Annotated in this window: 27 protein-coding genes; 12 read left to right on the forward strand and 15 right to left on the reverse strand. The window is 60.2% G+C overall.

Features of this window, described 5'->3' with window-relative positions:
- Positions 1–139 precede the first annotated feature (139 nt).
- Positions 140–1,243 carry a D-alanine--D-alanine ligase gene (gene ddlA, locus ACMGG9_RS05420; protein ID WP_015377061.1) on the forward strand — a complete coding sequence of 368 codons (1,104 nt, stop codon included), beginning with the start codon at positions 140–142 and terminating at the stop codon, positions 1,241–1,243.
- 34 nt (positions 1,244–1,277) lie between these two features.
- On the opposite strand, the gene ACMGG9_RS05425 is transcribed toward ddlA, so the two are convergent.
- Both ACMGG9_RS05425 and ACMGG9_RS05430 read right to left on the reverse strand, forming a co-directional pair.
- On the reverse strand, positions 1,278–2,057 hold the full coding sequence (locus ACMGG9_RS05425; RefSeq protein ID WP_129993261.1) for an ABC transporter substrate-binding protein: 780 nt from the start codon (positions 2,055–2,057) through the stop codon (positions 1,278–1,280).
- A 34-nt stretch (positions 2,058–2,091) separates the two neighbouring features.
- The gene (locus tag ACMGG9_RS05430) at positions 2,092–3,246 is read right to left on the reverse strand and encodes a methionine aminotransferase (protein ID WP_021503974.1); all 1,155 of its coding nucleotides are present in this window, start codon (positions 3,244–3,246) and stop codon (positions 2,092–2,094) included.
- Positions 3,247–3,364: 118 nt separating this feature from the next.
- Between ACMGG9_RS05430 and ACMGG9_RS05435 the strand changes: the two genes are divergently transcribed.
- The 3 genes from ACMGG9_RS05435 (at position 3,365) to ACMGG9_RS05445 (ending at position 7,690) form a co-directional block, all read left to right on the forward strand.
- The gene (locus tag ACMGG9_RS05435; protein WP_414161957.1) at positions 3,365–4,285 is read left to right on the forward strand and encodes a LysR substrate-binding domain-containing protein; all 921 of its coding nucleotides are present in this window, start codon (positions 3,365–3,367) and stop codon (positions 4,283–4,285) included.
- Between the two features lie 112 nt (positions 4,286–4,397).
- On the forward strand, positions 4,398–6,695 hold the full coding sequence (bglX, locus tag ACMGG9_RS05440; RefSeq protein WP_004939605.1) for a beta-glucosidase BglX: 2,298 nt from the start codon (positions 4,398–4,400) through the stop codon (positions 6,693–6,695).
- 71 nt (positions 6,696–6,766) lie between these two features.
- Entirely contained in the window at positions 6,767–7,690 is a 924-nt protein-coding gene (locus ACMGG9_RS05445; protein WP_042783918.1) for a PEP phosphonomutase, read from the forward strand.
- Positions 7,691–7,745: 55 nt separating this feature from the next.
- Here the strand turns inward: ACMGG9_RS05445 and ACMGG9_RS05450 are convergent, their stop codons facing one another.
- Positions 7,746–8,261: a hypothetical protein gene (locus ACMGG9_RS05450; protein ID WP_213587383.1), complete on the reverse strand. Its 516-nt coding sequence runs from the start codon at positions 8,259–8,261 to the stop codon at positions 7,746–7,748.
- Complete coding sequence (locus ACMGG9_RS05455) at positions 8,258–9,061, reverse strand: winged helix-turn-helix domain-containing protein (protein WP_050440168.1); 804 nt, start codon at positions 9,059–9,061, stop codon at positions 8,258–8,260. Before ACMGG9_RS05455 ends, ACMGG9_RS05450 begins: the two co-directional genes overlap by 4 nt.
- Before the next feature lie 363 nt (positions 9,062–9,424).
- On the opposite strand from ACMGG9_RS05455, the gene ACMGG9_RS05460 reads away from it, so the two are divergent.
- The 3 genes from ACMGG9_RS05460 to ACMGG9_RS05470 are packed head-to-tail and all read left to right on the forward strand — an operon-like array spanning position 9,425 to position 11,499.
- Positions 9,425–9,577, forward strand: a complete 153-nt coding sequence (locus ACMGG9_RS05460; protein WP_154219866.1) for a hypothetical protein — start codon at positions 9,425–9,427, stop codon at positions 9,575–9,577.
- A gap of 36 nt (positions 9,578–9,613) precedes the next feature.
- Positions 9,614–10,900 carry an O-antigen ligase family protein gene (locus ACMGG9_RS05465; RefSeq protein WP_172644566.1) on the forward strand — a complete coding sequence of 429 codons (1,287 nt, stop codon included), beginning with the start codon at positions 9,614–9,616 and terminating at the stop codon, positions 10,898–10,900.
- Positions 10,897–11,499: a helix-turn-helix transcriptional regulator gene (locus ACMGG9_RS05470; protein WP_050440169.1), complete on the forward strand. Its 603-nt coding sequence runs from the start codon at positions 10,897–10,899 to the stop codon at positions 11,497–11,499. The genes ACMGG9_RS05465 and ACMGG9_RS05470 overlap by 4 nt, the downstream gene beginning before the upstream one ends.
- A 41-nt stretch (positions 11,500–11,540) precedes the next feature.
- On the opposite strand, the gene ACMGG9_RS05475 is transcribed toward ACMGG9_RS05470, so the two are convergent.
- On the reverse strand, positions 11,541–12,341 hold the full coding sequence (locus ACMGG9_RS05475; protein WP_080280887.1) for an alpha/beta fold hydrolase: 801 nt from the start codon (positions 12,339–12,341) through the stop codon (positions 11,541–11,543).
- A 238-nt stretch (positions 12,342–12,579) separates the two neighbouring features.
- On the opposite strand from ACMGG9_RS05475, the gene ACMGG9_RS05480 reads away from it, so the two are divergent.
- Entirely contained in the window at positions 12,580–13,341 is a 762-nt protein-coding gene (locus ACMGG9_RS05480) for a CDP-diacylglycerol diphosphatase (protein ID WP_033652399.1), read from the forward strand.
- A 41-nt stretch (positions 13,342–13,382) separates the two neighbouring features.
- Here ACMGG9_RS05480 and ACMGG9_RS05485 read toward each other — a convergent pair whose 3' ends face one another.
- The 7 genes from ACMGG9_RS05485 to lsrK all read right to left on the reverse strand — a co-directional run bounded on the left by ACMGG9_RS05485 (position 13,383) and on the right by lsrK (position 19,424).
- Complete coding sequence (locus ACMGG9_RS05485; protein WP_033642294.1) at positions 13,383–13,685, reverse strand: hypothetical protein; 303 nt, start codon at positions 13,683–13,685, stop codon at positions 13,383–13,385.
- Positions 13,682–14,317, reverse strand: a complete 636-nt coding sequence (locus tag ACMGG9_RS05490; protein ID WP_016928620.1) for an AAA family ATPase — start codon at positions 14,315–14,317, stop codon at positions 13,682–13,684. Before ACMGG9_RS05490 ends, ACMGG9_RS05485 begins: the two co-directional genes overlap by 4 nt.
- A gap of 271 nt (positions 14,318–14,588) precedes the next feature.
- Positions 14,589–14,930, reverse strand: coding sequence for an HNH nuclease YajD (gene yajD, locus ACMGG9_RS05495; protein ID WP_004939576.1), 342 nt, complete (start codon positions 14,928–14,930; stop codon positions 14,589–14,591).
- A 54-nt stretch (positions 14,931–14,984) separates the two neighbouring features.
- A complete protein-coding gene (locus tag ACMGG9_RS05500; protein WP_033652401.1) occupies positions 14,985–15,446 on the reverse strand; it encodes a GNAT family N-acetyltransferase in 462 nt (153 codons plus the stop codon).
- Between the two features lie 55 nt (positions 15,447–15,501).
- Positions 15,502–16,395: a LysR family transcriptional regulator gene (locus ACMGG9_RS05505; RefSeq protein WP_033652403.1), complete on the reverse strand. Its 894-nt coding sequence runs from the start codon at positions 16,393–16,395 to the stop codon at positions 15,502–15,504.
- A 59-nt stretch (positions 16,396–16,454) separates the two neighbouring features.
- Positions 16,455–17,639: an MFS transporter gene (locus tag ACMGG9_RS05510; protein ID WP_033652404.1), complete on the reverse strand. Its 1,185-nt coding sequence runs from the start codon at positions 17,637–17,639 to the stop codon at positions 16,455–16,457.
- Between the two features lie 219 nt (positions 17,640–17,858).
- Entirely contained in the window at positions 17,859–19,424 is a 1,566-nt protein-coding gene (gene lsrK / locus ACMGG9_RS05515; protein ID WP_042783922.1) for an autoinducer-2 kinase, read from the reverse strand.
- A 193-nt stretch (positions 19,425–19,617) separates the two neighbouring features.
- On the opposite strand from lsrK, the gene lsrG reads away from it, so the two are divergent.
- From lsrG to ACMGG9_RS05530, 3 genes are all read left to right on the forward strand, one after another.
- The gene (gene lsrG, locus ACMGG9_RS05520; protein ID WP_033642299.1) at positions 19,618–19,911 is read left to right on the forward strand and encodes a (4S)-4-hydroxy-5-phosphonooxypentane-2,3-dione isomerase; all 294 of its coding nucleotides are present in this window, start codon (positions 19,618–19,620) and stop codon (positions 19,909–19,911) included.
- A gap of 87 nt (positions 19,912–19,998) precedes the next feature.
- Complete coding sequence (locus ACMGG9_RS05525) at positions 19,999–20,904, forward strand: EamA family transporter (protein WP_108680316.1); 906 nt, start codon at positions 19,999–20,001, stop codon at positions 20,902–20,904.
- Positions 20,905–20,986: 82 nt separating this feature from the next.
- Positions 20,987–21,580, forward strand: a complete 594-nt coding sequence (locus ACMGG9_RS05530) for a LysE family translocator (protein ID WP_033642301.1) — start codon at positions 20,987–20,989, stop codon at positions 21,578–21,580.
- Here ACMGG9_RS05530 and ACMGG9_RS05535 read toward each other — a convergent pair.
- Positions 21,556–22,383 carry an AraC family transcriptional regulator gene (locus ACMGG9_RS05535; RefSeq protein WP_033642302.1) on the reverse strand — a complete coding sequence of 276 codons (828 nt, stop codon included), beginning with the start codon at positions 22,381–22,383 and terminating at the stop codon, positions 21,556–21,558. The two genes, ACMGG9_RS05530 and ACMGG9_RS05535, sit on opposite strands and share 25 nt — an antisense overlap.
- A gap of 69 nt (positions 22,384–22,452) precedes the next feature.
- Between ACMGG9_RS05535 and ACMGG9_RS05540 the strand changes: the two genes are divergently transcribed.
- Positions 22,453–22,671: a hypothetical protein gene (locus ACMGG9_RS05540; RefSeq protein ID WP_033642303.1), complete on the forward strand. Its 219-nt coding sequence runs from the start codon at positions 22,453–22,455 to the stop codon at positions 22,669–22,671.
- A gap of 8 nt (positions 22,672–22,679) precedes the next feature.
- Here ACMGG9_RS05540 and ACMGG9_RS05545 read toward each other — a convergent pair whose 3' ends face one another.
- Both ACMGG9_RS05545 and amyA read right to left on the reverse strand, forming a co-directional pair.
- Positions 22,680–23,528 (reverse strand): PA4780 family RIO1-like protein kinase, encoded by an 849-nt coding sequence (locus ACMGG9_RS05545; RefSeq protein WP_033642304.1) that lies wholly within the window; start codon positions 23,526–23,528, stop codon positions 22,680–22,682.
- 120 nt (positions 23,529–23,648) lie between these two features.
- A complete protein-coding gene (amyA, locus tag ACMGG9_RS05550; RefSeq protein WP_089191339.1) occupies positions 23,649–25,139 on the reverse strand; it encodes an alpha-amylase in 1,491 nt (496 codons plus the stop codon).
- Positions 25,140–25,588: the final 449 nt, after the last annotated feature.

Below are 25,588 nucleotides of genomic sequence, written 5' to 3' on the forward strand. Positions count from 1 at the left end.
AGTGTATACGCTTTGGATGGTCGCGATGTGGCATTCTGTGGCGTAAGAAGATTCTGGCAACAACGATTGCCGCCGCCAGGCAATGCGTTTATTGTGATGAACGACTTTTTTGCCATGATTTTTCAGAAGGATTTAAGGCGTGACTAAACTACGTGTTGGGGTGATTTTTGGCGGTAAATCGGCGGAGCATGAGGTGTCGCTGCAGTCGGCCAAAAACATTGTGGATGCAATCGACAAAGAGAAGTTTGACGTCACGCTGCTGGGGATCGACAAACAGGGGCAGTGGCACATCAACGACGCCTCCAACTACCTGCTCAACGCCGAGAACCCGGCGCTGATCGCGCTGAACCGCTCGAACAAGAACGTGGCGCTGATCCCGGGCCAGGAAAAACAGCAACTGATCGAAGCGGGCAGCGCCGGCGCGCTGGGCCAGCTCGACGTCATCTTCCCGATCGTGCACGGCACGCTGGGGGAAGACGGCTCGCTGCAGGGGCTGCTGCGCATGGCCAATATGCCGTTCGTCGGCGCCGGCGTGCTCGGCTCGGCGGTCAGCATGGATAAAGACGTGACCAAGCGCCTGCTGCGCGACGCCGGGCTGGCGGTGGCGCCGTTCGTCACCCTGACGCGCGCCAACCGCGCCGGGTTCACGTTTGAGCAACTGAGCGAGCGCCTCGGCCTGCCGCTGTTCGTCAAGCCGGCCAACCAGGGCTCGTCGGTCGGGGTCAGCAAGGTGGAGAACCGCGCCGAGTTTGACGCGGCGGTGGCACTGGCCTTCAGTTTCGATCATAAAGTGCTGGTGGAGTCGGCGATCGTCGGCCGCGAGATCGAGTGCGCGGTGCTGGGGAACGACGATCCGCAGGCCAGCGTGTGCGGCGAGATCGTGCTGAGCGACGCTTTCTACTCCTACGACACCAAATACATCAATGAGCAGGGCGCTCAGGTGGTGGTGCCGGCGGCGATCGCGCCGGAAGTGAGCGACCACATCCGTGAGGTGGCGCTGAAGGCGTTCCGCGCGCTGGAGTGCTTCGGGTTGGCGCGGGTGGATGTGTTCCTGACGCCGGATAACCAGGTGGTGATCAACGAGATTAACACGCTGCCGGGCTTCACCAACATCAGCATGTATCCCAAGCTGTGGGCTGCCAGCGGCGTCAGCTACCAGGCGCTGATCACGCGCCTGATCGAATTGGCGCTGGAGCGCCACCAGCAGGATCGCGCGCTGAACAGTTCGGTGTTCGATCGCTAAACGCGGCAGGGGGCGGCGGTGCCGCCCCCGTCCATCACTTCACCGTCACGTCGATATCGCCGAAATACTTCTTCGACAGCGCCGTCACCGTGCCTTGTTGTTTCACTTTGGCGATGGCGGCATCCAGTTTCTTCTTCAGCGCCTCATCCCCTTTACGCAGGCCGAAGGCGATGCCTTCACCGAGGATCTTGTCGTCGCGCACCGCCTCGCCGACGAAGGCGAAGCCTTTGCCGTCCGGCTGTGACAGGAAGCCGCTTTGCCCCGAGGGCGCCATCACCAGCGTGGCGTCGAGCCGACCGGCCGCCAGATCGAGATACACCTGATTCTGATCCTGGTAAGACACCACATCCACGCCCGCCGGCGCCCAATGGGTTTTGGCGTAAATCTCCTGAATCGAGCCTTGCAGCACGCCCACGTGTTTGCCCGCCAGCACTTTGGCGTCCGGCAGCAGGCCGCTGTCGGCCTTGGCGATCAGGCGGTTCGGCACTTGATAGATGGCGTCGGTAAAGGCGATCGCCTGGCGCCGCTGTTCGGTCACGTTCATCGCCGAGTTGATGGCGTCGAACTTGCGCGCCTGCAGCGCCGGGATCAGGCTGTCGAACGAGGTTTCCACCCAGCTGCATTGCAACTGCGCGGCGGCGCACACCGCGTCGCCCAGTTCAATGTCGAACCCTTCCAGTTTGCCGCTGGCGGATTTGGATTCGAACGGCGGATACAGCGCTTCCAGACCGAAGCGCAGGCTGTTTTCCGCCGCCAGAGAAGAGCCGGCGGCCAGCAGGCATCCGGCGGCGAACAGCGTTTTCAAAGCTTTCATAGGCAGTGCCCCTTTTCCATGGTCGGACAAAAAATTACACCTGGCTCAGGCGGCGCGCGCCTTCCAGCAGGGTCTCGTTATCTTTGGAAAAACTCAGCCGAATAAGGCCGGTATCGGTGCCGTCGCTGTAGAACGCCGACAGCGGGATCGTCGCCACCTTCGCTTCGCGGATCAAGCGCACGGCGAAATCATTGTCGCTTTCGTGACTGAAGCCGCTAAAGCGGGCCAGCATGAAGAAGCTGCCGCGGCTGGGCAGCAGCTCAAAGCGCGAATCCTGCAGGGCGCTGGCCAGCAGATCGCGCTTTTGTTGGTAAAACGCCGCCAGCCCCAGGTAACTCTGCGGGTTGGCGAGCGCGGCGGCGAAGGCGTGCTGCATTGGCGTATCGGCGGAGAACACCATGAACTGGTGCACCTTGCGGATCTCGTCCATCAACGCCGCCGGCGCCAGGCAATAGCCGACGCGCCAGCCGGTGACGTGGTAGGTTTTACCGAACGACGACACGATCACGCTGCGTTCCGCCAACTGCGGGTAGCGCGCCATGCTGTGGTGAATATCGCCGTCGAATACCACATGCTCGTAGACCTCGTCGGACAGGATCACGATGTCGGTGTCGCGGGTCAGGGCGGTCAGGCGGTCGATATCCTGCGCGTCGAACACCGCGCCGGTCGGGTTGTGCGGCGTGTTGACGATGATCATGCGCGTTTTGCCGTTGATGGCGGCGGCCACTTCATCCCAGTCGACGCGAAAGTCCTGCAGCGACAGTTTGATCGCCACCGGCGTGGCGCCCTGCAGGCGCACGATCGGCGCATAGCTGTCGAACGCCGGTTCGAAATAGATCACCTCGTCGCCGGGATGCACCAGCGCGCTGATCGCCGAGTACAGCCCTTCGCTGGCGCTGGCGATCACCGTGATTTCTTCGTCGGCGTCATAGCGCGCGCCATACAATCGTTCAGCTTTTTCCGCCAGAGCAGCACGTAACGCCGCCACGCCGCTCATCGGCGCGTATTGGTTATGACCTGCGCGCATGGCTTGCGCCGTTGCCTCGATCAGCTGCGGGTCACCGGCGAAGTTGGGCGCGCCCTGCGACAGGTTGAGGGCCTGATGTTCGGCGCTGAGTTGGCCAATGACGGTGAAGATGGTGGTGCCGACGTCCGGCAGCTTCGAGCGGGATGAGCAGGCGCTCTGCATGATGGGCTCCAGGCAAACAGGGAAGTGTTGAGCGATTAAGCATCAGGCGGCGTAGGCGGACAAGGGAAAGTTTGTCATACTTGCCATGCACTACGATCATACCTAATCGAGGCACGCTATGCCGATATCCCTGCCGTCGCTCGACGTATTGAAAACCTTTGTGGTGGTGGCGCAACGCCTCAACTTTACCCATGCCGCCCGGCAGCTGCACCTGACGCAGGGGGCGGTCAGCCGGCAAATTCTCGGGCTGGAACAGCGTCTGGGCTATCCGCTGTTCAGCCGTCAGGCGCGCGGTTTGGCGTTGACGCCGCAGGGCGCGCAGCTGCTGGCGCCGGTACAGCAGGCGCTGGGGCACTTGGATGAAGCCCTGACGCGGGCCGCCGCTCCGCCGGGGGCGCTGCGCATCAAATGCCCGACCTGCGCCATGCGCTGGGTGCTGCCGCGCATCATTCGCCTGCAAAATGAACGGCCGGACATGCATATCGAGCTGACCGCCTCGGTGTCGCACGGCCTGGATTTCAGTACCGAGCAGTTTGACGCCGCGGTGGTATTCGGCCGGCCGCCGGGTAAAAAGCTGACCGCGCACTTGCTGTTCGACGAAATCCTCACGCCGGTCTGCACGCCGACGTTCCTGCCGCCGGCAGCCCGGTTGACGGACTTGACGGACAAAACCCTGCTGCACCCGACGCGCGATCGGCGCGACTGGCTGCGCTGGCTGAAGGCGGCGGGCGCCGATGCGTTGCCGTCCGGCAAGGCCCAGCATTTCGATACCCTCGATCTGGCGATGAGCGCCGCGCTGCAGGGATTCGGCATCGCCATCGGCGATCTGTGCCTGCTGGAGGAGGATATTCAGGCGCAGCGCATCGTAACGCCGTTCCCGCTCTGCGTCAGCAGCGGCGCGGCCTATTATTTGGTCTATCCTGAACGCACGGTGGCGCCGCCGACGTTAACCGCGCTGATCGATTTTCTGGCGACGGAGGCCGCCGACAGCCGCGCCCGGCTGCAGAATTACCTGCCGATAACCTGTAATGCTTTGTAAACATTAGCGATGCGAATTCCCTTGGCGATGAAACAGAGTGTGGCAAACTGTTTCTTCACTCCGATTAAACTCCGCGGCGTTGGCGGCGGAAACACGCCTGAGATAAAACAAGATGAAATGGCTTTGTGTGGTGAGTATGTTGTCCGGTCTGGCCCTCAGCCCGGCTTTTGCGCAGGAAACGCCGATAACGCAGGGCATTCACGCCCAGCAGCGCGACGCCTTCGTGTCCAATTTGATGAAGCAGATGACGCTGGAAGAGAAGATTGGCCAGCTGCGGCTGATCAGCGTCGGGCCGGATAACCCGAAAGAAGCGATCCGCGAGGGGATCCGCAAAGGGCAGATCGGCGCCATCTTCAATACCGTTACCCGGCCGGATATCCGGGTGATGCAAGATCAGGCGATGCAGCTCAGCCGCCTGAAAATCCCATTGTTCTTCGCCTATGACGTGGTGCACGGCCAGCGCACCGTGTTCCCGATCAGCCTGGGGCTGGCGGCCAGCTTCGATCTGGAAGCCATCGCGCTCAGCGCCCGGGTCGCGGCGCAAGAGGCCAGCGACGACGGCCTGAACATGACCTTCGCGCCGATGGTCGATATCACCCGAGATCCGCGCTGGGGCCGGGTCTCCGAAGGCTTCGGCGAAGACACTTGGCTGGTCTCGAAAATCGCCAAGGTGATGGTCGACGGTTTCCAGAACGGCGATCCGGCCAAACCCGGTTCGGTGATGGCCAGCGTCAAGCACTTTGCATTGTACGGCGCCGTCGAAGGCGGCCGCGATTACAACACCGTCGACATGAGCCCGCTGCGCATGCATCAGGACTATCTGCCGCCTTACAAAGCGGCGGTGGACGCCGGCAGCGGTGGAGTGATGGTGTCGCTCAACTCGGTGAACGGCGTGCCGGCCACCGCCAACCCGTGGCTGCTGAAAGATCTGCTGCGCGAGCAGTGGGGCTTTAAAGGCATCACCATCAGCGACCACGGCGCGATTAAGGAACTGATTAAGCACGGCGTGGCCGCCGACGCGCGCGACGCGGTGCGCCTGGCGATCACCTCCGGCGTCGACATGAGCATGAGCGACGAGTTCTACGACAAATACCTGCCGGGTCTGGTGAAGGACGGACTGGTGTCTGAAAGCGATATCGACCGCGCCTGCCGCGACGTGCTGAACACCAAATACGACATGGGGCTGTTCACCAATCCTTACGTGCATCTGGGCCCGGCGGGTTCCGATCCGCAGGACACCAACGCCGAAAGCCGTCTGCACCGCGCCGAAGCGCGAGTGGTGGCGCGCAAGACGATGGTGCTGCTGAAGAACGATAAGCAGACGCTGCCGCTGAGCAAGCAGGCGACCATTGCGCTGGTCGGGCCGATGGCCGACAGCCAGCGCGACGTGATGGGCAGTTGGTCAGCCGCCGGGGTGGTCAAGCAGTCGGTCACCCTGCGCGAGGGGCTGGAGCGGGCGGTGGGCGACAAGGCGCGCATTCTGTACGCCAAGGGCGCCAACGTTACGCAGGATAAAGGCATCATCGATTATCTTAACGAGTATGAGCCGGCGGTGGCGTTCGATACCCGTTCGCCGCAGCAGATGATCGACGAAGCGGTGCAGGCGGCGAACAAGGCCGATGTGGTGGTGGCGGTGGTGGGGGAATCGCAGGGCATGGCGCACGAGGCCTCCAGCCGCGCCGACATCACGATCCCGCAGAGCCAACGCGATCTGATCGCCGCGCTGAAAGCCACCGGCAAGCCGCTGGTGCTGGTGCTGATGAACGGCCGCCCGCTGGCATTGAGCTGGGAGAGCGAGCAGGCGGACGCGATGCTGGAAACCTGGTACAGCGGCACCGAGGGCGGCAACGCGGTGGCGGACGTGCTGTTCGGCGATTACAACCCGTCGGGCAAACTGCCGATGACCTTCCCGCGCTCGGTCGGCCAGATCCCGATGTACTACAACCACCTGAACACCGGCCGGCCGTTCGGCAAGGAGAACCCGGGTAAGTACACCTCGCGCTACTTCGATTCGCCGAACGGCCCGCTGTATCCGTTTGGTTACGGCTTGAGCTACACCACCTTCAGCCTGTCGGATCTGAAGTTATCCAGCCCGACGATGGCGCGCAACGGCAAGTTAACCGCCAGCGTCACGCTGAAGAATACCGGCAAGTACGACGGCGCCACGGTGGTGCAGCTGTATCTGCAGGACGTCACCGCGTCGGTCAGCCGCCCGGTGAAAGAGCTGCGCAACTTCAAGAAAGTGACGCTGAAGGCCGGTCAGTCGCAGCAGGTTGAGCTGCCGATTAGCGAAGACGATCTGAAGTTCTACAACGCCAGCCTGAAATGGGGGGCGGAGCCGGGCAAATTCAACGTGTTCGTCGGCCTGGACTCCGACAACGTGCAGGCGCAAAGTTTTACGCTGAAGTAACCTTTTCCCCCTCTTTCACGGCGGTGGGAGAGGGGGCATCCATTCCCGCTAACGTCATCGGAGCTTGCCTCATGAAACGCTATCTGGACTGCAGCGCCAGCGATCTGGCCGATATCGGCAAAGCCGACCTGCTCTATGCCATCCGCGCCAGCGAAGGGCGCATCTTGGTCAGCGAAACCATCGCGGTCACTCAGCCGCTGCTCAATAACGTCACCAACGCCGAACTGGCGGCCAGCCAGGGCGCCGACCTGCTGCTGTTGAACCTGTTCGACGTCGATCGTCCACATATCGCGGGCCTGCCCGCCGACGTGCCGCCGCAGGAGGCGCTGCGCACGCTGCAGCGCCTGACCGGGCGGGTGATCGGGGTGAACCTGGAGGCCGTCGATCCGGCTTTCGCCAGCGAACATAACGACTTTTGGCAGATGACGGCGGGTCGCGCCGCCACCGCCGAGAATGCGCGCAAGCTGTATCAGCTTGGCGCGCGCATGCTGGTGTTGACCGGCAACCCGAACAACGGCGTCAGCAATCAGGCGATCGCCGCCGCGCTGAAAGCGATACGCGATGAAGTGGGCGACGAGATGGTGCTGGTGACCGGCAAAATGCACGGCGCCGGCATTGTGCGCGAAAGCGGCAGCCAACTGATCGGCGAGCAGGACATCGCGCTGTTCGTGGAGAACGGTGCGGACATCGTGCTGCTGCCGGCGCCGGGCACCATTCCCGGCATGTCGCAGGAGAAAGTGGCGGCGCTGATCGCCTTTGCCCAGCGGCAGGGGGCGCTGGCGATGACGGCGATCGGCACCTCGCAAGAGGGGGCCGACGTGCAGACCGTGCGGCAGATTGCGCTGATGAGCAAAATGGCCGGCGCGGATCTGCACCATATCGGCGATACCGGCTATTTGGGGCTGGCGCTGCCGGAAAACATCTTCGCCTACAGCGTGGCGATTCGCGGCGTGCGCCACACCTACAGCCGCATGGCGCGTTCAATTAACCGCTGAAATGGCTGCCGCTTGCGGGCTTTTCTTCCGATAGGCAACACTCGCAACGCATAGCCTAATAACGCCGGCAGACAAAGGTCGGGCTTTGAAGCGTACTGACCACATACAGGTTGCCGAGTACGTGTTCGACGGCGACATGGTAGGAGATTCGGGGATCTTCCGACTGCAAAAAGGTCGCCCAAAGGGGGGCGGGAACCGTATCTCCGGCATGTTTACGGTCGGCGGCGAATCGCAGCGTGTACCCATCGCCGCCGTCATCCTCTTCAGCCGCCTCATCGCCGGGGGTGTCATACACATAGTGAAGTTCGCGGTTCAGCACATAGGTCTTTTCTTGTCGCTCGATAAAGCCATTGAGCCTGATAAAGCCAGTGCCGTTGTGGTAGAGGAAAAAATACATCTTTGCTTTTAAAACCGCGGCGGGCTCCATGGCTGGGCCATAGCGGTTGCGCGCGGTGATCTCCGCTTCGCAACGCAGTAAGGTTTTAGGATGGTGCGACAGCTGGGAGACCTGGCTTGCCAGGGGCGCCATCAGCAATAACAAGCCGACGATAAAGCGTGTTTTTTTGTTCATGGCGTCATACCGTCGGTGTTTTTGATCGTGCGGCACCGGCCATATTGACCGGGTTGCGCCAGATTGCAGATGGCGATGAAGGTGACCTGAAAAGGAAGATTGGGGTTGGCGATTTTGGTGTAGAACAGATCGGCGGGCGTTGTGCCGCAGTCGGTCGCTTCAGCTTTCAATGCAGCGGCAATTTGCGCTTGCGTTTCACGCCGGTCGTTCAGCGCGGCGGTTTTCAACGTAAAAACGTTGCACTGCTCATGGCGATAAAAAAAATCGACCCTGGCGTTTTTGAACGCGTGAACCGGCCGGTTGAACCACAATAAAGCGCAGACGAGGCTAAAGCACGCAATCATCATCAATGCTGCGGCAAGGGGCGCTTTATTTGCCTGGCAGATATTCCCACGCCGTTTTAACAGTGCGCCGGCCCGGGTCAACAGGGTGGGAATAACCGCTTTTTGGTTGTCCGGTGAGCGCATGTTTTCGCATGAGGTAATTTCCGCTTCAAGAATGAACCCCAGTTTGGGGATGGTAATAATGATTTGCGGATCCAGCGCCAACGACTCAAGTGCTTTTCTTATCTCACTGATGCAACCATTCAGATTATTGTTTGAACCCACAAAACCATTATCTTCCCAGACCCGCTGCATCAAATGCCTGCGGGTGAGCATCTCTTTATGATGGGTAACCAACTCTAACAACAAGCGGGTGGCAGGATTAGATAACGGCATAAAAGATTCCCGTTCATTGATGATGAACAATGCGCGTTCGGCAGGTGAGAAAATAATCATCTGATTAATGACGTATTCCATAATGTGCTGCTTGCCCTTATAGCGACGGCGAAATTTAGCGAGGACAGAGTTATCTATTATTTTTCACCCGTCAAGATGATGGCGATTTTTTCATGTTGTGAAATTTTTGGCGAAAGTTCAAACGTACGGGTGTCGCCAGTTTTATAATATTAGGTTTTCTTTGTTTTGGTTTTTAATTCCTTATTTTTATTATTTATAGGAATTAAAAGCTGTTTTTATGGTTAAATTTAATACATATATCTTGATTTTGGCTGCGGCGATACTATGGAACTCGCTGGGGAATGCGACAGGGTTTTGCCGGTAATCCACGTTTAAATTGCGGGCTTTCTTTGCTTGAAGCCTGAATGGCCAAGAGGAAAAGGTATGTTTAAAAGAAACTGGACGCTTTTACGCTACAGGCGAAAGCTTTTTGAAGCTATTCAATCTGTCGGGATTGTGATGGCGATAGTTACCGGGCTGGTGTTGCTGACAGGCATTTCTTTTATTGCAATTGAAAAATGGCTAAGCCTTTTCTGATGGTTTTTCAGATAGATATTTTGGGATGAAATTATTATGTCTATTCCATGTTTAAAGTTCATGGTGATGGTCTATGTCAGCGTATTGCTTTTGTTGGGTGGCTATATTTATCACTATGATGTGAACTATTTCTCGCTGACGTTTCCATATTCTCTTGTGATTGGGATTGTCCTGTTTGCTTTATTGGGCGTCGGCGGCGCGCTCCTTTTTTTGCGAAAAGCGTGGGGGATGACCCCCGCGTGTTTTTTCTTTGCGCTGGGCGCGGTGATATTGCTGCTGCCCCTTTTTTATTCTCGTGCCGAGTGGGGCGTGCTTACCGTCGGGCGAATGGCCTGCCTGTTTGGCAGTTGGATTATTTACTTTATCCTATTGCAATATCGGGTCATGCAGCACGTGCGTATTGCGTTTATCTATACGCTGGTATTAGCCGCTGCCGTGGGAGGCATTTGGCTTTTTTCCTTCCCGGCCGAGGCGGCGGCGGGCTATGCCGGCAGCGGGGGGCGTTGGCCGGATGCCGCGAGCAGTTTATTGGCGAGCGGATTATTGGCGGGATGGGGTCTGACGGTGTTGCCTCGGTTCCGCATGTTGCGCCGAGATAACGAGCGATGGCGTATTTTACTCTTGCTGCCGCTCTTGATCGGTTTATCCGCCGCGCTGGGCTGGGGGGCATCGCAGACCGTTTGTCTCAGCGTGTTATTGGGTGCCGCGCTGTTGACCGTGATGTTTGTGCGCAGATACCCGCTGCATTGCGTGCTCGCGCTGCTGATGACGGCATTGGGATTCTGCCTGGCGATATTGGCGGATGAATTGAACGCCGGCGTTCGTTTGTCGAATGCCGCGCCGTGCTGCGATACGCTGCTTGATTCGCTGGCGCTGGTGGTAGAGCGGCCCTGGTTGGGATGGGGTTATGGCCGATTCGAGCATGGCTTTGAGCATTTACAGGCCCATGCGCTGCCCGCGGTGGCGCGGGCAGGCGCAGCGCGGCAACCCTATAATGAGCTCCTGCTGTGGTGGATAGAAGGCGGCGTCGTTGCGTTGGCGGGCATGCTGTGCCTGCTGGCGGGCGTGGCGGCGCTGGTGCGCCAAACATGGCGACGGGAGCGCATCGCCGCCCGCTTGCACAGCCCGGCCGCCGGGGAAGAGGCCGCGTTGGCGGCGAGCGGCATTCCCTTGCTGCTGTGCGCGCAGTTTTCCTACCCGTTCGGGCTGTCGCTCATCCAATGGGCGGTTTTGACGCTGCTGCTCGTTACGTTGGATGGGCGCAGCAGGCTCAATGCCGGCCGGTTTTGCCGGTTTGTTTTCGCGCGGAGGGAAACGGCGTGAACACGGTCATCAATATCGCCTTCCTGGATATCGACCGCTTTTTTGTCGCCGGGGCGTATCGGGCGTTGAGCGACTATTTTAGTGAACGTGGCATCGAGGCGCGCTGCAGCGAGCCGATGAATGCCGACCTTGTGTTCCAGGCGATCGCCAAAGGCGACATGGCGCGTTTTTGCCATCCTCCCCATGCTCCTCACGCCCTTTATCTCGCCGTTTACGATCTCAGAGAAGCCCGCATTCGCGCCATTTCGGGGTGCCTGAGGGAAGCGGGCAGGGTGTACCGCAATGAAGGCGTCGCAAAGCTGTTGCACACGGTAGCGCGGGTGATAAAAGGCCGAACCGGCGGCGCCTGCGGTTTTTCTTGTTGCGCCTGGTGCCAGCCGTTGCCATTGACGCCGCAGGAAAAACAAGTGATGCGTTACCTGAGTTGGGAAATGACGCCGACCGCCATTGCCCGTCGGCTTCGGGTCAGCATCAAGACGGTGAGCACGCATAAACGGGCGGTGATGAGAAAGATGCATTTTCAGCGCGATGCGGAGCTTTACCGCTGGTTGCGTCTGGGGGAGTTCGGTCAGGGAAATGGCGATAGCCACGTCGTCTGAGCGATGGCATGGCAGGTCCGGGCCTGGCGGCCCGGAGCGACTTACCAAAACAGCGGCGTGGTGCTTTCGGCCAGAAACGCCAGCAGCGTTTCATTGACCGCCGCCGGATTTTCCTTGTTGCTGATATGCCCGGCGTTGGGGATCAGCACATGTCGGCAGCCGAGAAGATCCGCCATGCGCTGGCCTTCCGCCGGCGGGCGCGGCTTATCCTGCGCGCCGGTGATGACGATGCTGGCGGCGGTGATGTGTTCCAGCAGCGCCAGCTTGTCGGGGCGGCCGAAGATCATCCGGCCCAGCGGCACGATGCTTTCGCGCAGGCGCTCGGCGGGCAGGCTTTGCAGATGGGCCAGCAACGGCTGCGACAGCGCAGCGGGCACTTCGTCGGAATAGAACTGCGCGGCGATATATTCCAGCAGCGGCGGCGTGATGGCGCCGGCCTGTTCCACGGCGGCCAGCATGCCCATATAGCGCTGCCGCGCCTCTGGAGTTTCGTCGCCCAGGTAGCTGTCCAGCAGCGCCAGCACTTTCACCCGCTCCGGCGCCAGCGCCGCCAGTTCGGCGCCCCACATGCCGCCGACGGACAGGCCGACGATGCCGAACTCTTCAATATCCAAATGATCCATCAGCGCCAAATGATCGGCGGCGATATCCGACAGGCTGTTTCGCCCGGGTGGCAGTGCCGGTGAATCGCCGTGGCCCCAGAGATCCGGTACGATCAGGCGGTAGCGTTTAGCCAGCGCTTCGAACTGCGGCGCCCACATATTCAGATCGAACAGATAGCTGTGGCCCAGCAGCAATGGAAAGCCTGAACCTACGTCGAGATAATGCAGGGATTTGCCCATCGTTGGCATCTTATCGGTTCCTTATATAAAAAGAGTCCCGGCTGCTTATATCACACTCATATTCAACCCACGGTATTAATTTACCTTAAATTACTCAGGTGGAGGCTTATTTTTAATTATCCATTGCTAACAAGACGTCAATAAAAGGTGACATTAAGGATAATATTCTGGTCGATGCCGGAGCCTTGGTTTATGCTGGCGCTCCTTTCGGTATGGAATAGATAAACAGGGAGTCGCGATGAAAAGACTTTTCAGACTATTAATTATTTTGCTTGTCATTTTGCTGCTGGCGGCGGTGCTGTGGTGGTTCTTCGGGCGCGGCAATCCGAATGCGCTGTGGCAGATAGTCAGCCAACAGTGCGTGCCCAATCAGCAGCAGAACCACGATCCTGCACCCTGCTTAAAGGTGGATTTAACCGAGGGATATGTCCTGTTTAAGGACAGCAAGGGCCCTTACCACGATCTGGTGATGCCGACCGAAAAGGTCAGCGGCATCGAGAGCCCGATATTGCAAGCGGATCGAACGCCGCCTTATTTCGCCCAGGCCTGGAATAACCGCGAACATATATCCAGCGAGCTGGGTAAACCGTTAAAAGACGCATGGGTTTCTCTGGCGGTCAATTCGAAATATGGCCGCTCTCAAAATCAGCTGCATATTCACGTTGCCTGCTTGCGCCAGGATGTCTATAACGCGCTGGGGGAACAGGCTGAGCAATTAGATCAACAGTGGCGGCCGCTGGCGGTGAAATTGGTCGGCCATCAATATCTGGCCAGAAAATTGGCGGGCACCGATTTAACCCAGGAAGATCCTTTCCGCTTGTTGCAAAACTACGTGGTCGAACAGGGCGACAGCATCGGCAATTACGGTCTGGCGCTGGCGGTCAGCCCGCAGGGCGAGATGCTGCTGTTGGCAAACCGTTTGAAGTTGACCGATCTCAACCTGGGGTCGGCCGGTGAAATTCAGGACTACCGGTGCGAGGTCGCGGGGAACTCTAGATGATAACGGCCCGCCGGCTCGATCAGCCGGCGGCTGCCGTGCGGTCAGAGTTTTTTCAGCAGCGCCAGCAGTTGCGCTTCGCTTTTCTCCGCCAATCCGTCGATCGCCAGTTTGATGATGTCGGAACGGGTGATACGCACGATTCCGTTGCGCGCCGCCTGCACGATCACTTCATCGATAGCCTCAATGTGGTTGTCCGTCAGGCTGACGGAGATCGCCTTATAAGTACGCTTGCGGCCGGCCGGCTTGGCTTCCGGCGCGGGCGCCGCAACCGGCAACGTATGCGAGGTGGCGCTGTTGATGAATTCGTCTTCCGACATGCGGTGGGTGGGGGTGCGTTTCTTCACAGGATCACCTCTTTCACCAGGCATTCAATTTCGGTCTGCGCCTTTTCATTGTTCGCTTCGTGCACGGTGATGGCTTCACCCCAGGCGTCGCGGTAAATCTTGCGGTCGCACAGGCGATTGCTCACCAGGGTGAACTCCGGGTATTCACTCAGCACCTGCGCCGCTTCGTTGGCTTCATTAATGAAGATATTGGTCGGGCACATGTTCAATACGATGTAGCCTTTGACCTTCTCGTTGTATTCCTGCGCGGTGGAGAACATCTCCGACAGATAGCCGATGGTGTCGAGATCCATCTGCGAAGGGCGCAGCGGCGAGAGGAACAGATCGGCGGCCAGCAGGCCGGAGCGCAGTTCGGCGCTGTCGCGGCCGGCGGTATCGACGATCACGTAGTCGTAATGGCGATCGAGCTCCAGCAGCGTTTCCTTGATTTTACCCGACGCGGCCACCACCGGAATGTGCGGCAGCCCCTCGACGTTCTGACGGTCGTTGTACCAGGTCATGATCGATTTCTGGTCATCGGCATCGACGATGATCGCCGTCTTGCCTTGCTTAAGAATCAGATACCCGGCGATATTCACTGCTTTCGTCGATTTGCCGACGCCGCCTTTTTGCGAGCCAATCAGAACAATCATGCTGCCATCTCTCAAGTTATTAAGCGGGTAACTTATTAAGTTAATGTGCTTATTAGGTTGATAATCAAACAGGTTAACAAGAACAACTCGCGAACAATATGCACCAACTGCGGCGGCTTGCCAAGCCAGTATGTTGTTAACTGCGCAGCTTATTTTGCGGTGAATGGACCGGATGGGTAAGTAGGAATTCTCTGGGAAGTGGCGGAACGGAAGAGTCTTTTGTTAATTTAACAGCTTAATAAGTTAGTGGCTCATTAAGCTGTCGATGGCGTTACTTCTTCATCATCGCCTTCAGGTTGGCGAACGGGTTGTGGGTGGCGACGCCGATATCTTTTTGCGCATCTTCACCGGCCACCACCGTCGAACCGTATTGATCGGCCTCGGTGTATTTCGAGTGTTCGTGGTCGTGGCAATACAGACACAACATTTCCCAGTTGCTGCCGTCTTCCGGGTTGTTGCTGTGATCGTGATCGATGTGGTGCACCGTCAGCTCGCGCAGGTTGGAATAAACGAATTCGCGCGAGCAGCGCCCGCATACCCAGGGGAACAGTTTCAGCGCTTTTTCGCGGTAGCCGGTTTCCAGCTTCGCATAGTTTTTGGGGATATAGGCCATGGTGGTCGTCCGTCGTGAATCACTATGCGGTAAATAATACCACAGTGCGTGCGGCTACAACGTGCGGCTCATCACCGTGACGGTTTCACCGGCGACCTGGCGTTGCTCCAGAGGGCGCCAGCCGAGTTTCTGATACAGCGTCTGCTGGTCGGGCGTATACAGATACAGTTCGCTGATGCCCTGGATTCGGCCGTGCTCGATGCAGCGCGCGATCAGGTTGCGGGCAATGCCTTGGCCGCGGTGCTGCGGGTGGGTAAAGACTTCGCTCAGCCAGTATTGGCGCTCCGGTTTATCTGTCAATTCATATAGCGTCAAACTGGCGGTGCCGACGATCTGTTGCTGTGGCGACAGCGCCAGCAACACGACGCCTTGGCTCTCGGGTGCGCAGCGTTCAGCCAGCCGCCGGCTGATGGTATCGCGGCTGCTCCACTGCGCAAAGGCGCCCCATTCCTGGTGCAGCAACGCGGCCAGTTCCTCAATGCGCCGGCGATGGGCGAGCAGCGGTTCGATATGCATGATGTGCCTATTTTTTTAAAGTCGGGAAAAAAGCCGCTCCTGCCTAAGCGGCCGGTTAATGAAACGTCTCCACCGCCCAGTCGATGAACGCCCGCAGCTTGCCGCTGAGGTGGCGATTGGACGGGTAGACCACGTACATCTGCTCCGGCGGCGGCTGCCAGTCGTGCAGCAGGCTGACCAGTTCGCCGCGCTCGAGGTGCGGCTGCGCCATAAACCGATAGATCTGGATGATGCCCAAGCCGGCCAGGCTCGCCGCCAGCAGCGCGTTGCCTTCATTGATGCTGACCGGGTAACGCTGTTGGATGGCGATCTCTTTGCCGCGCTCGACATAGCGTTGCGGATGGATGCGGTCGTTGACCGGATGCCGGTAGTGCACCATCGGAAAACCCTGTTCCAGATCGCATGGGTGGCGCGGGGTGCCGTGGCGCGCCAGATAGGCCGGGGTGGCGCAGCTGACCCAGTCCAGATCGAACAGACGCCGGGCGATCAGGCTGGAATCGGCCAACGGACCGCTGCGGATCACGCAGTCGGCGCTGTCGCTGATCAAATCGATAACGCGATCGCCGATGCTGAGATCGATCTGGATTTGCGGATAGCGTTCCAAAAAGCCGGGCAGCGCCGGCAACAGCAGTTGGCGGGCGGTGCCGCTGCCGGTATCGATGCGCAGCACGCCCTGCGGAGAATTCTGCGACTCGGTCAGACAGCCCTCCATCTGCTCCAAATCCGCCAGCCATTTCACCGTATTCTGGTAATAGCATTCGCCCTCGCGGGTGACCGACACGCTGCGGGTGGTGCGCTGGAACAGTTTGGTCTGCAGGTGATCCTCCAGATTTTGGATCAGCTTGGTGACCGTCGCTTTCGGCATGCCCAGCGAATCGGCGGCGCGGGTAAAGCCGCCGGTTTCCACGACGCGGTTAAATACCCGGATAGCGAGCAAATGATGGTCCATAGGTTCTCAACGCCATGCCCCGGCGGTGGCCGGGGCATGTTTCTGCAGATAGATAATGATTAACACTGTTTAGCGCCAATCGCGCCGGAGCGCAAGCTGAGGCCGAATACCAGCGTGGCGGAGAGGATCAGCGCGCCGCCGAACAGCATGGCGCTGCTGACGCCCTGCCAGTCCACCACCTCGCCGCCCAGCAGTGCGCCGGAGGCCAGCGCGATCTGGATGACGCACACCAACAGCGCCTGACCGGCTTCCGGCGCCTGCGGCACGGCGGCGAACATCCAGTTGGTGGCGCAGACCGGCACGGCGCCAAAGGCCAGCCCCCATACCAGCACCATCAGCGTGGCGCCGGCGAGGCCGCTGAGCAGCGGCGAAACGATCAAAATGCCCGCCAGCATGGCGGCGATCAGTATGAAGGTGGCGCGCAGGCTGTGTTCCGCCAGACGCTCGCCGAGAAAGGTGCCCAGCAGACCGATGGCGCCATAGGCCAACAGCTGCAGCGAGATCGCCGATGGGCTGAGCACGAACACCTGCTGCAGCAGGGGCCGCAGATAGGTATAGGCGGCGAAGTGGCCGATGAACAACAGCACGATGGCGATCAGGCCGATGCGCGCCATCGGTAGGCGCAGCGGCAGCACCAGATCGCGCGGCGTGACCGGTCGGGAAGGCGGTACCGACGTGAGCAAACGCAGCTGCGCCAACAGGACGCCGACTGCCAGCGCCGCACCGCCGAAGAAGGCGGCGCGCCAGCCGAACAGATCGCCGATCAGGGCCCCGGCCGGCACGCCGCATACCGCGCCGACCGAGATGCCGCTGAGGATCAGCGCAGTGGCGCGGCCCTGGCTGGCTTCCGGCACCAGATGGCGGCCGTAGTTGGCGGCGAATGACCAGAAGCCGCCGACGCAGATGCCCAGCAGCACGCGGCCCAGCAGCATCATCGGGAAGTTGACGGCCAGCGCCGCCACCAGGTTGGACACCATCAGCAGCAACGACAGCCCCAGCATCAGCAGGCGTCTGTCCAGCCGGCCGGAAGCCAGACTCAATACCGGCGCGGCCACCGCCGCCACGATGCCGGGCATGGTCACCATCAGCCCGGCGGTGCCGGTGCTGACGCCGAGCGAAGGGGCGATGTTGGTCAGCAGGCCGATCGGCAAAAACTCGGTGGTGACCATGACAAAACAGGCGACCGTCAGCGAGAAGATCGCCGGCCACGGGGATGATGCAGGGTTATCTTTATTATTCAGCATAATGCCGCTCTTCTCAGGTGAATGCGCAGGCCGCGCTCGGGGCGCGGCGTGATCAAAGTCACAATCTACGGCAGGCTGAAGGCGCAGATAAATCCATCTGCGGTGGTTACACTGTTTCTGAGGGGGAACAATGACGGCAGCGAGTTAAAACGCGGCTTGCGCCGCGCCGAGGGGAAAGGAATAAAACGGTATAAGGTTATGACCGGGCCGCGCGCGGCGCTAGAGCCCCGGCGCTTTCCACAATGAGGTGGTCAGGCCGCTATCCACCAGCGTCAGCTGATCGGCGTAGACTCGCCGCCAGTTTTCTTTCTGTTCCTGATACCGCGCATGGTTGGTGAGATCCGGCTGATGCTCGCGCTCCCAGCGCACCAGCTGCTCGCCGGTTTCGGCCAGCGACGCGTAAAGCCCGGCTCCGACCCCGGCGGCGATCGCGCAGCCCAGCGCGGTGGCTTCTTTCACCACTGGCACCCGCACCGTCAGGCCGGTGACGTCGCTGAGGATCTGGCTCCACAGTTTGCCCTTCGCACCGCCGCCGGCGAACACCAGCGAGCGAGCCTGCACGCCGGAGAAGGCGGCGATCTGCTCCAGATTACAGGCTGAGACGATGGCGGCATTCTCCTCCAGCGCGCGGAACAGCGTCTGTTTGTTGCAGCGTTCAGGATCGATAGACATGTTGATGAACGACGGCGCCGCGTGATACCAGGTTTTGAAATGCATGGCGTCGGAAAAGATCGGCATCACGCCGTAGGCGCCCGGCGGCACCCTGGCCGCCATCTCTTCCAGCAGGCTGTAAGCGTCGATCCCCAGTCGCTCCGCCAGCAGTTTCTCTTCGGCGCAGAAAGCGTCGCGGAACCAGCGCATGGTCAGGCCGGTAAAGAAGCTGATGGATTCCGCCTGCGCCATGCCGGGAATGACGTGAGGGTTAATGCGGATGTTCATTTCCGGATCGATGGCCGGTTCCGGCAGGTTGACGATTTGCTGCCAGAAGGTGCCGCCGAGCACCGCCGTCTGCCCGGCGCGCACGATGCCGAGCCCCAGGCTGCCGAGCTGCACGTCGCCGCCGCCCATCACCACTGGGGTGCCGCGCAGCAGCCCGCTCTCCTGGGCCGCCTGCTCGGTGACGCGCCCCAGCACGACGCCGGTCTCTTTCACCGGCGACAGAATATCGGCGCGCAGCCCGGCCATATCGAGCAGCGCCGGCCGCCAGTCGCGGCTGGTCAGATCCAGCATGCCGGTAGTGCCGGCGTTGGAAGGATCGACCGCCAGCTCGCCGCTCAGCATGTAGGCCAGCCAGTCGCTGATCATGGTCAGCGTCGCCGCCTGGCGATAGATGTCCGGCCGGTGGTGCGCCAGCCACAGCAGGCGCGGCATGGCGCTCAGCGCCAGCGTCTGGCCGGAGTACTGGTAGACCTCACGTTCGAAGCCGTGGTTGTGCAACTCTTTCAGTTCGCTGACTTCATGGCTGGCGCGCGCATCGACATTGGCGCAGGCCCAGATCGGCACGCCGTTGCGATCGTACAGAACGATGCCTTCACGCATCGAGCAGCAGGCTACCGCACGGATCGCCTGCGCGCTCAGCCCCGCGCGCTGCAACGCCTGGCGGATGCACTGGCAGGCCAACTGCCAGTTGCGGTTGAGATCGAATTCCATCGAGCCGGGTACGCCCGGCACCGCGAGGTGTTGCCACTCGGCCTGGCCGTGCGCGATCTGATTGCCCGCCAGATCGAAGATCACCGCGCGGATGCTGCCTGTTCCTGCGTCCAGCGCCATCAAGTAGTTATCCATAGCCTATGCTCTCAGGGGGAGGAATAGTAACTATAGATGCCGCCGTCTTCCCTCGCCGGGGGCGGGGTGGGCATCGCCGGTGCGATTTGTGAGCCAGGCGGCAAAATTGCCGTTGCGGCAGGGCAATCGACGGGAATAAACCTATGGTTGGAAAGCGCCATGCTGCGGCGCGCCGTTTAAACAAGGAGCTGTCATGCACGTCACATTGGTAGAGATCAACGTTAAACAGGATAAGATCGACGAATTTATCGACGTTTTCCGCGCCAATCATCTGGGGGCGATCGAAGAGCCGGGCAATCTGCGTTTCGACGTGTTGCAGGATGAGCATATTCCGACGCGGTTTTATATCTACGAAGCCTATCGCGACGAGCAGGCGGTGGCGGCGCATAAGCAGACCCCGCACTATCTGCAGTGCGTGGAGAAGCTGGAAGCGCTGATGACCGGCCCGCGCAAGAAAACCACCTTCATCGGCCTGATGCCGGAATAAACGCCGGCGTTTGCCGGTGTCCATGCGCCCGGTTTGGTTGTAACCTGCAAGGCAAAGCGAATTTTCAATGGGATAAGCGGGGCGAGGATGACATTGCGCGATCGGCTGTTGGCGCTGTTGGTGGTGGTGATCTGGGGCGTGAATTTCGTGGTAATCAAGTTCGGCCTGCAGGGGATGCCGCCGTTCCTGTTGGCCGGGATGCGTTTTTTACTGGTGGCGTTGCCGGCGATCTTCTTTATCCCGCGCCCGACCATCCCGTGGAAATGGCTGTTGCTCTACGGCATGACCATGAGCTTCGCGCAGTTTGCCTTTCTGTTTGTCGCCATCAAGGTGGGCATGCCGGCGGGGCTGGCCTCGCTGGTGTTGCAGGCGCAGGTGTTCTTCACCCTGCTGTTGGGTGTCGTGCTGATGGGCGAAAAGCTGCGCGTCAATCATTTCGTCGGCATCGCCATCGCCAGCGGCGGCATGCTGGCGCTGGCGCAGGCCAGCCTGCATAAACCGGGCAGCGGCGCGGTCCCCCTGGCGGGCCTGTTGCTGACCCTGGCGGCGGCGTTCTCCTGGGCGCTGGGCAACCTGACCAACAAGAAGATCCTGGCCGGTTTCCCGCAGCGCAACATTTTGTCGCTGGTGGTGTGGAGCGCGCCGATCCCGGTACTGCCGTTCCTGATTTGCAGCTGGCTGTTCGACGGCCCGCAGGCGGTGCTGGCCAGCCTGAGCCATGTGCAGGTCGGCACCTGGCTGGCGGTTGCCTATCTGGCGTTCGCCGCCACGCTGTTCGGTTATTCGGTGTGGGGCAGCCTGCTGGGGCGCTACGAAACCTGGCGCGTCGCGCCGCTGACGCTGCTGGTGCCGCTGATCGGGCTGTTCGCCGCCTGGCTGCTGCTGGACGAAGCGCTGTCGCCGGCACAGTTCGGCGGCGCGTTGCTGGTGCTGGCTGGCATGGCGGTCAATACCTTCGGGTTGCCGCGCCGACGGGCCGTCGCGGTGCGCTAAACCTAACAGGGCAATTCTGTTCAATACGTTGTCGGCGCGGCCCGGCATTCTGGCGCCTGTGAATTTTTCCTCAGGTGCCCTCATGAATAATATCTACCTTTCCATGGCCGCATTTGCGCTGGCGGCCTCCATCACGCCCGGCCCGGTCAACATCGTCGCATTGAGCGCCGGGGCGCAGTTCGGCTTTGGCGCGACCCAGCGTCACGTGTTCGGCGCCACGCTGGGGTTTACCCTGTTGCTGGTGCTGCTGGGTTTGGGCATGCACCAACTGCTGATCCTGTGGCCGGCGTTGACCCGCTTGATCCAATGGGCCGGCGTGGCCTTCCTGCTGTTTATGGCCTACCGGCTGGCGTTTGACGACGGCAGGCTGGGCAACGGCGAGGCGCAGGCGCCTTCCTGTTGGTACGGCGCGCTGATGCAATGGCTGAACCCCAAGGCATGGCTGGCGTCGGTGGCCAGTCTCGGGGCGTTTGTCGGCGACGGCGACATCCGGTTGCTGTGGCAGTTCGCCGGGCTCTACTTCGTGATTTGCTATGCTTCGGTGGCCTGCTGGGCTTACGTTGGCGCGATGTTGCGCGGCCTGCTCAGGCAGGCGCGCAACGTACAACGCTTCAATCGCGCGATGGCGGCGTTGCTGGCGGCCAGCGCCTGCTATCTGTTGGCGGAGGGTTTTTGATACTGGCCGGGTGTCGCGGCCAGCAGCTGTTTGAAGGTGCGCTGGAAGTGCGCCTGATCGGCAAAGCCGCTTTCGCTGGCGGCTGCGGCGATCGGCAGGCCGCTTTTCAATAGCCGATGGCCGTGCTGCACGCGGCGATTGACCAGATAGGCGTGCGGCGTCATGCCGTAGCGCTGGCGGAAGGCGCGGATCAGGTAGGAGGGCGAGAGCGCGGCGGCGTGGCAAATGTCTTCCAGCGTCAGCGACTGAGTGCAGTGCGCGTCGATAAACGCCGCCGCCGCTTCCAGTCGGGGGTGCGGCGGCGTCTCCGGCTGGCGGCCGCTGCCCAGCGCGAGCTGCAGGGCGCTGAAATACTCCACCAGGGCGATCTGTTTTTCCAGCGCGCCGCACTGCGCGTTCGTCAGCAGCGCGTACAGTTGGTTCAGCCCGTTGAACAGCGCCGGATCGCGGCTGAGCGGCCGGCTGAAGGGGACAAAGCGGTCGCCGTCGCCGCCCATCATTTCCTGCTGCAGCGCGCCGAGCCAGGCGAGATCGAGATAGAACATGATGTATGACCAACGGCGGTCGGCGATCGGGTTGCAGGCATGCGCCTGCTGCGGATTGATGATCACCACATCGCCGGCGCCGACCTGCATGCGCCGCTCGCCGTTGACATAGGTGCTGACGCCGCCGGTGATGGCGCCGATGGAAAAGAATTCGTGGCTGTGCAGGCTGTAGCACACTTTGCGGCCATCATTGATGGCGCGCGCTTCGACAAAAGGCAACTGCGGGTCGCGCCAGAACTGGGGCGTTTTTTCACTCATGCGCTTTCCTTTTCACTGCGGCGGCATCACAGTGTTATAGCCTGAAAGCGACGAAAAGGGGAATGGCGGATGATGATTTTTAACGTGTTCGGCCGCCTGGTAGGCGTGAAGCGTATCGGGGACGAATGGCGGCTGTTCCGCGTGACGCTGCCGGAGCGCAAATATGCCCCCAGCTACGATATCGTGTTGCCGGCGGATCTGCGCGAAGAGGAGATCGCCGGCTATCTGGGGGATATCTATCACGAAGCCGCGACCCCGCAGCGGCCGGACGTGTTTCGCGTCGAGTAGCGCGGGCGTTACTCTTCCGCGTTGCGCGCCATGAGGCGGCGCTGATGTTCCTCGCTGGCGGCCTGGATCTCTTCCAGCACCGAGCCGACGTCGGCGCGCTTCTGAATTTCGCTGAATCGGCCGCTGAGGACGCTGTCCGGCGTCAGCGTGCCTTCCTGATACAGCGCCCAGATCTCTTTGGCATATTGGCTGTCGCGCAGCTCCGGCGCAAATTGGCCGTAATATTCCGCCAGATTGTCGATATCGCGCTCGAACATGCTTTTGGCGTGGTTGTTGGCGGCGGCGTCCACCACCTGCGGCAGATCGATGATCACCGGCCCGTCTTTATCCATCAGCACGTTGAATTCCGACAGATCGCCGTGCACCAAGCCGGCGCACAGCATGCGCACCGCGTAGTTCATCATCAGAGCATGATCGGCGCGCGCCTGTTCCGGCGTCAGGATGACATCGCTCAGACGCGGCGCCACCAGGCCTTCCTCGTCGGTGATCAGCTCCATCAGCAGCACGCCGTCCAGGCAGATGTCCGGCTGCGGCACCCGCACCCCGGCCCTGGCCAGCAGATACAGCGCGTCCACTTCGGTGTTCTGCCAGGCTTCTTCCTGTTGCTGACGGCCGAATTTGGAGCCTTTGCTCATGGCGCGCGCGTCGCGGCTGTTGCGCACCTTGCGCCCTTCCTGGTAGTGCACGGCCTGCTTGAAGTTGCGCTTCTCGGCTTCTTTGTACACTTTGGCGCAGCGGATCTCATCGCCGCAGCGCACGATAAACACGTCGGCTTCTTTGCCGCTTTTCAAACGGCGGATGACTTCGTCGATTAATCCGTCATCCACCAGCGGCTGGAGTCGTTTTGGAATTTTCATGCAGCCTTGTACCCTATTTAGGCTCCGGTGTGAATGGCTTGCGCAGTTGATAGCGTAAGTTAGACCCGAAAGGCAAACATTAGTTTTGCCGCCGCGGCATCATTGCGCGGCGGCGGGCGTTCACAGGCTGCCTGTCGGCACCCAGACGCTGACGCTGCCGGCGTTGACCGGGAAATGGGCGCTGCCCTGGTCGTCGGTGGTGATTTCCTCCTGGCGGTTACCGAGGAAATCGCGCCAGGCGGTGCGCGCCAGATCGGCGCCGAGCGCGACCGTCTTGCCGCTTTCGCCGCCGTTGGTCAACACCACCACGCAGCCGGGGGCGTCGGCGGTGCCGGCGCGGCTGAAGGCCACGCAGTGGCTGTCGTCGAAGTAGTCGGTTTGCGGGCCGTTGGCGAAGCGCTGGCGGGCGGCAATCAGCTTCTCCAGCTCTGGGATCGCCGGCATGTCAATCTGGTACTCGCCGCCGTCACGCCCTTTATCGCGGTAACTGGCGCCATAAAGGTCGGGGTAAAACACGCAGGGCACGCCCTGTTCGCGCAGCAGGATCAGCGCGTAGGCCAGCGGTTTGAACCAGGGTTCCACCGGCGCCTCCAGCGATTGCAGCGGCTGGGTATCGTGGTTGGCGACCAGCGTCACCGCGTGGGCCGGATCGGCGGCGGTCAGGGTATCGGTGAAGATCTGCGCCATGTCGAAGCCGTCGCCCTGTTTTGACGCCTGATGAAACTTCAGGTGCAGCGCCACGTCGAACAGCATTACTTTGCCGTCCACCAACTCGATGTATTGTTGCAGCGCGCTGAGATCGTGCGACCAGTATTCGGCGACGATAAACAGATCGCGCTGCGCGCTGTCGCGCACGTGATCCGCCCACTCTTTGAAGAACCAGGCGGGAATGTGTTTGGCGGCGTCGAGGCGGAAGCCGTCGCACGGCAGCGTGTCCAGCAGCCAGCGCGCCCAGTATTTGAGCTCCTCCGTCACGGCGGTATTGCGGAACTCCACGTCGGCGCCCATCAGGTAGTCGTAGTTGCCTTTTTCGTCGTCGACCTGATCGTTCCAGCCGTCGTCGCCGTAGTCGTTGGCGATTTTAAACACCCCTTTATCGTCCGGCTGCTCAACGTAATCGACGCCGCTGAAGCATTTGTAATCCCAGATAAACTCGGAATGCGCGCCCTGGCGGCCGGGGAAGGTAAAGCGGGTATAGGCCAGCGCGTCGAAGCCCTGGTCGTCAATGTCGTTGCGGTTGTTGGCGTCCACCTTGAACACGTGCACCCGTTCTTTCTCGTCCGCGCCGAGCTTGTGGTTGAACACCACGTCGTAGAGCACCCCCACGCCGTGTTCGCGCAGCGCAGCGGCGGCGTGTTCGAGCGCCGCCTTGTCGCCGTATTTGGTGGCCACGCTGCCTTTCTGGTCAAACTCGCCCAGATCGAACAGATCGTAGGTGTCGTAACCGACGGAGTAACCGCCGGAAGCGCCTTTGTAGGCGGGCGGCAGCCACAGATCGGTAATGCCCAGTTCGGCGAGGTGCGGGGCTCGTTCGGCGGCCTCCTGCCACAGTTTGCCGCCGTCGGGGTAGTACCAGTGGAAGAATTGCAGCAGGGTGGTTTTTTTCGTCATGAGCCAGCGTCCCGGTTAGCCAGAAGGAGAGGTGCAGTTAAAGCATGGGCTACTTTTGGCAAAAGGGACAATGGCGCAGGCAGGCGCGTGAAGGCAGGCGTAAATATGTAACCGACGTTGACGAGATAACGGTTAAGTTGTTTATATCAAGTTTTCACGTTTTTATTTTTATTGTTTATTTTTCATGTGGATATTTTCTTTGTTTTTTTATTTATGAGTTTTTGATGTTTTTATGCTCATTTTACCTGGGTTTTTATTTTAATTTTAAATACTAATTTGGTTTTTAATTTTAAAAATAATTATTTTGTTGGGTTTAAATTCTTTTAATTGAAATGTTTTGACATATTCGGGTGCCCTGTTGGTTATTCATTCGCAATTGTTTATGCGTTATCGTTATGTTCGAAATTAGGTAACACTATCAACCAATAATCCATCCAACGTAGCGTGAA

It is taken from the genome of Serratia sp. BNK-10 (genome assembly GCF_047456065.1).
GTDB classification, from domain to species: Bacteria; Pseudomonadota; Gammaproteobacteria; order Enterobacterales; family Enterobacteriaceae; genus Serratia; species Serratia ureilytica.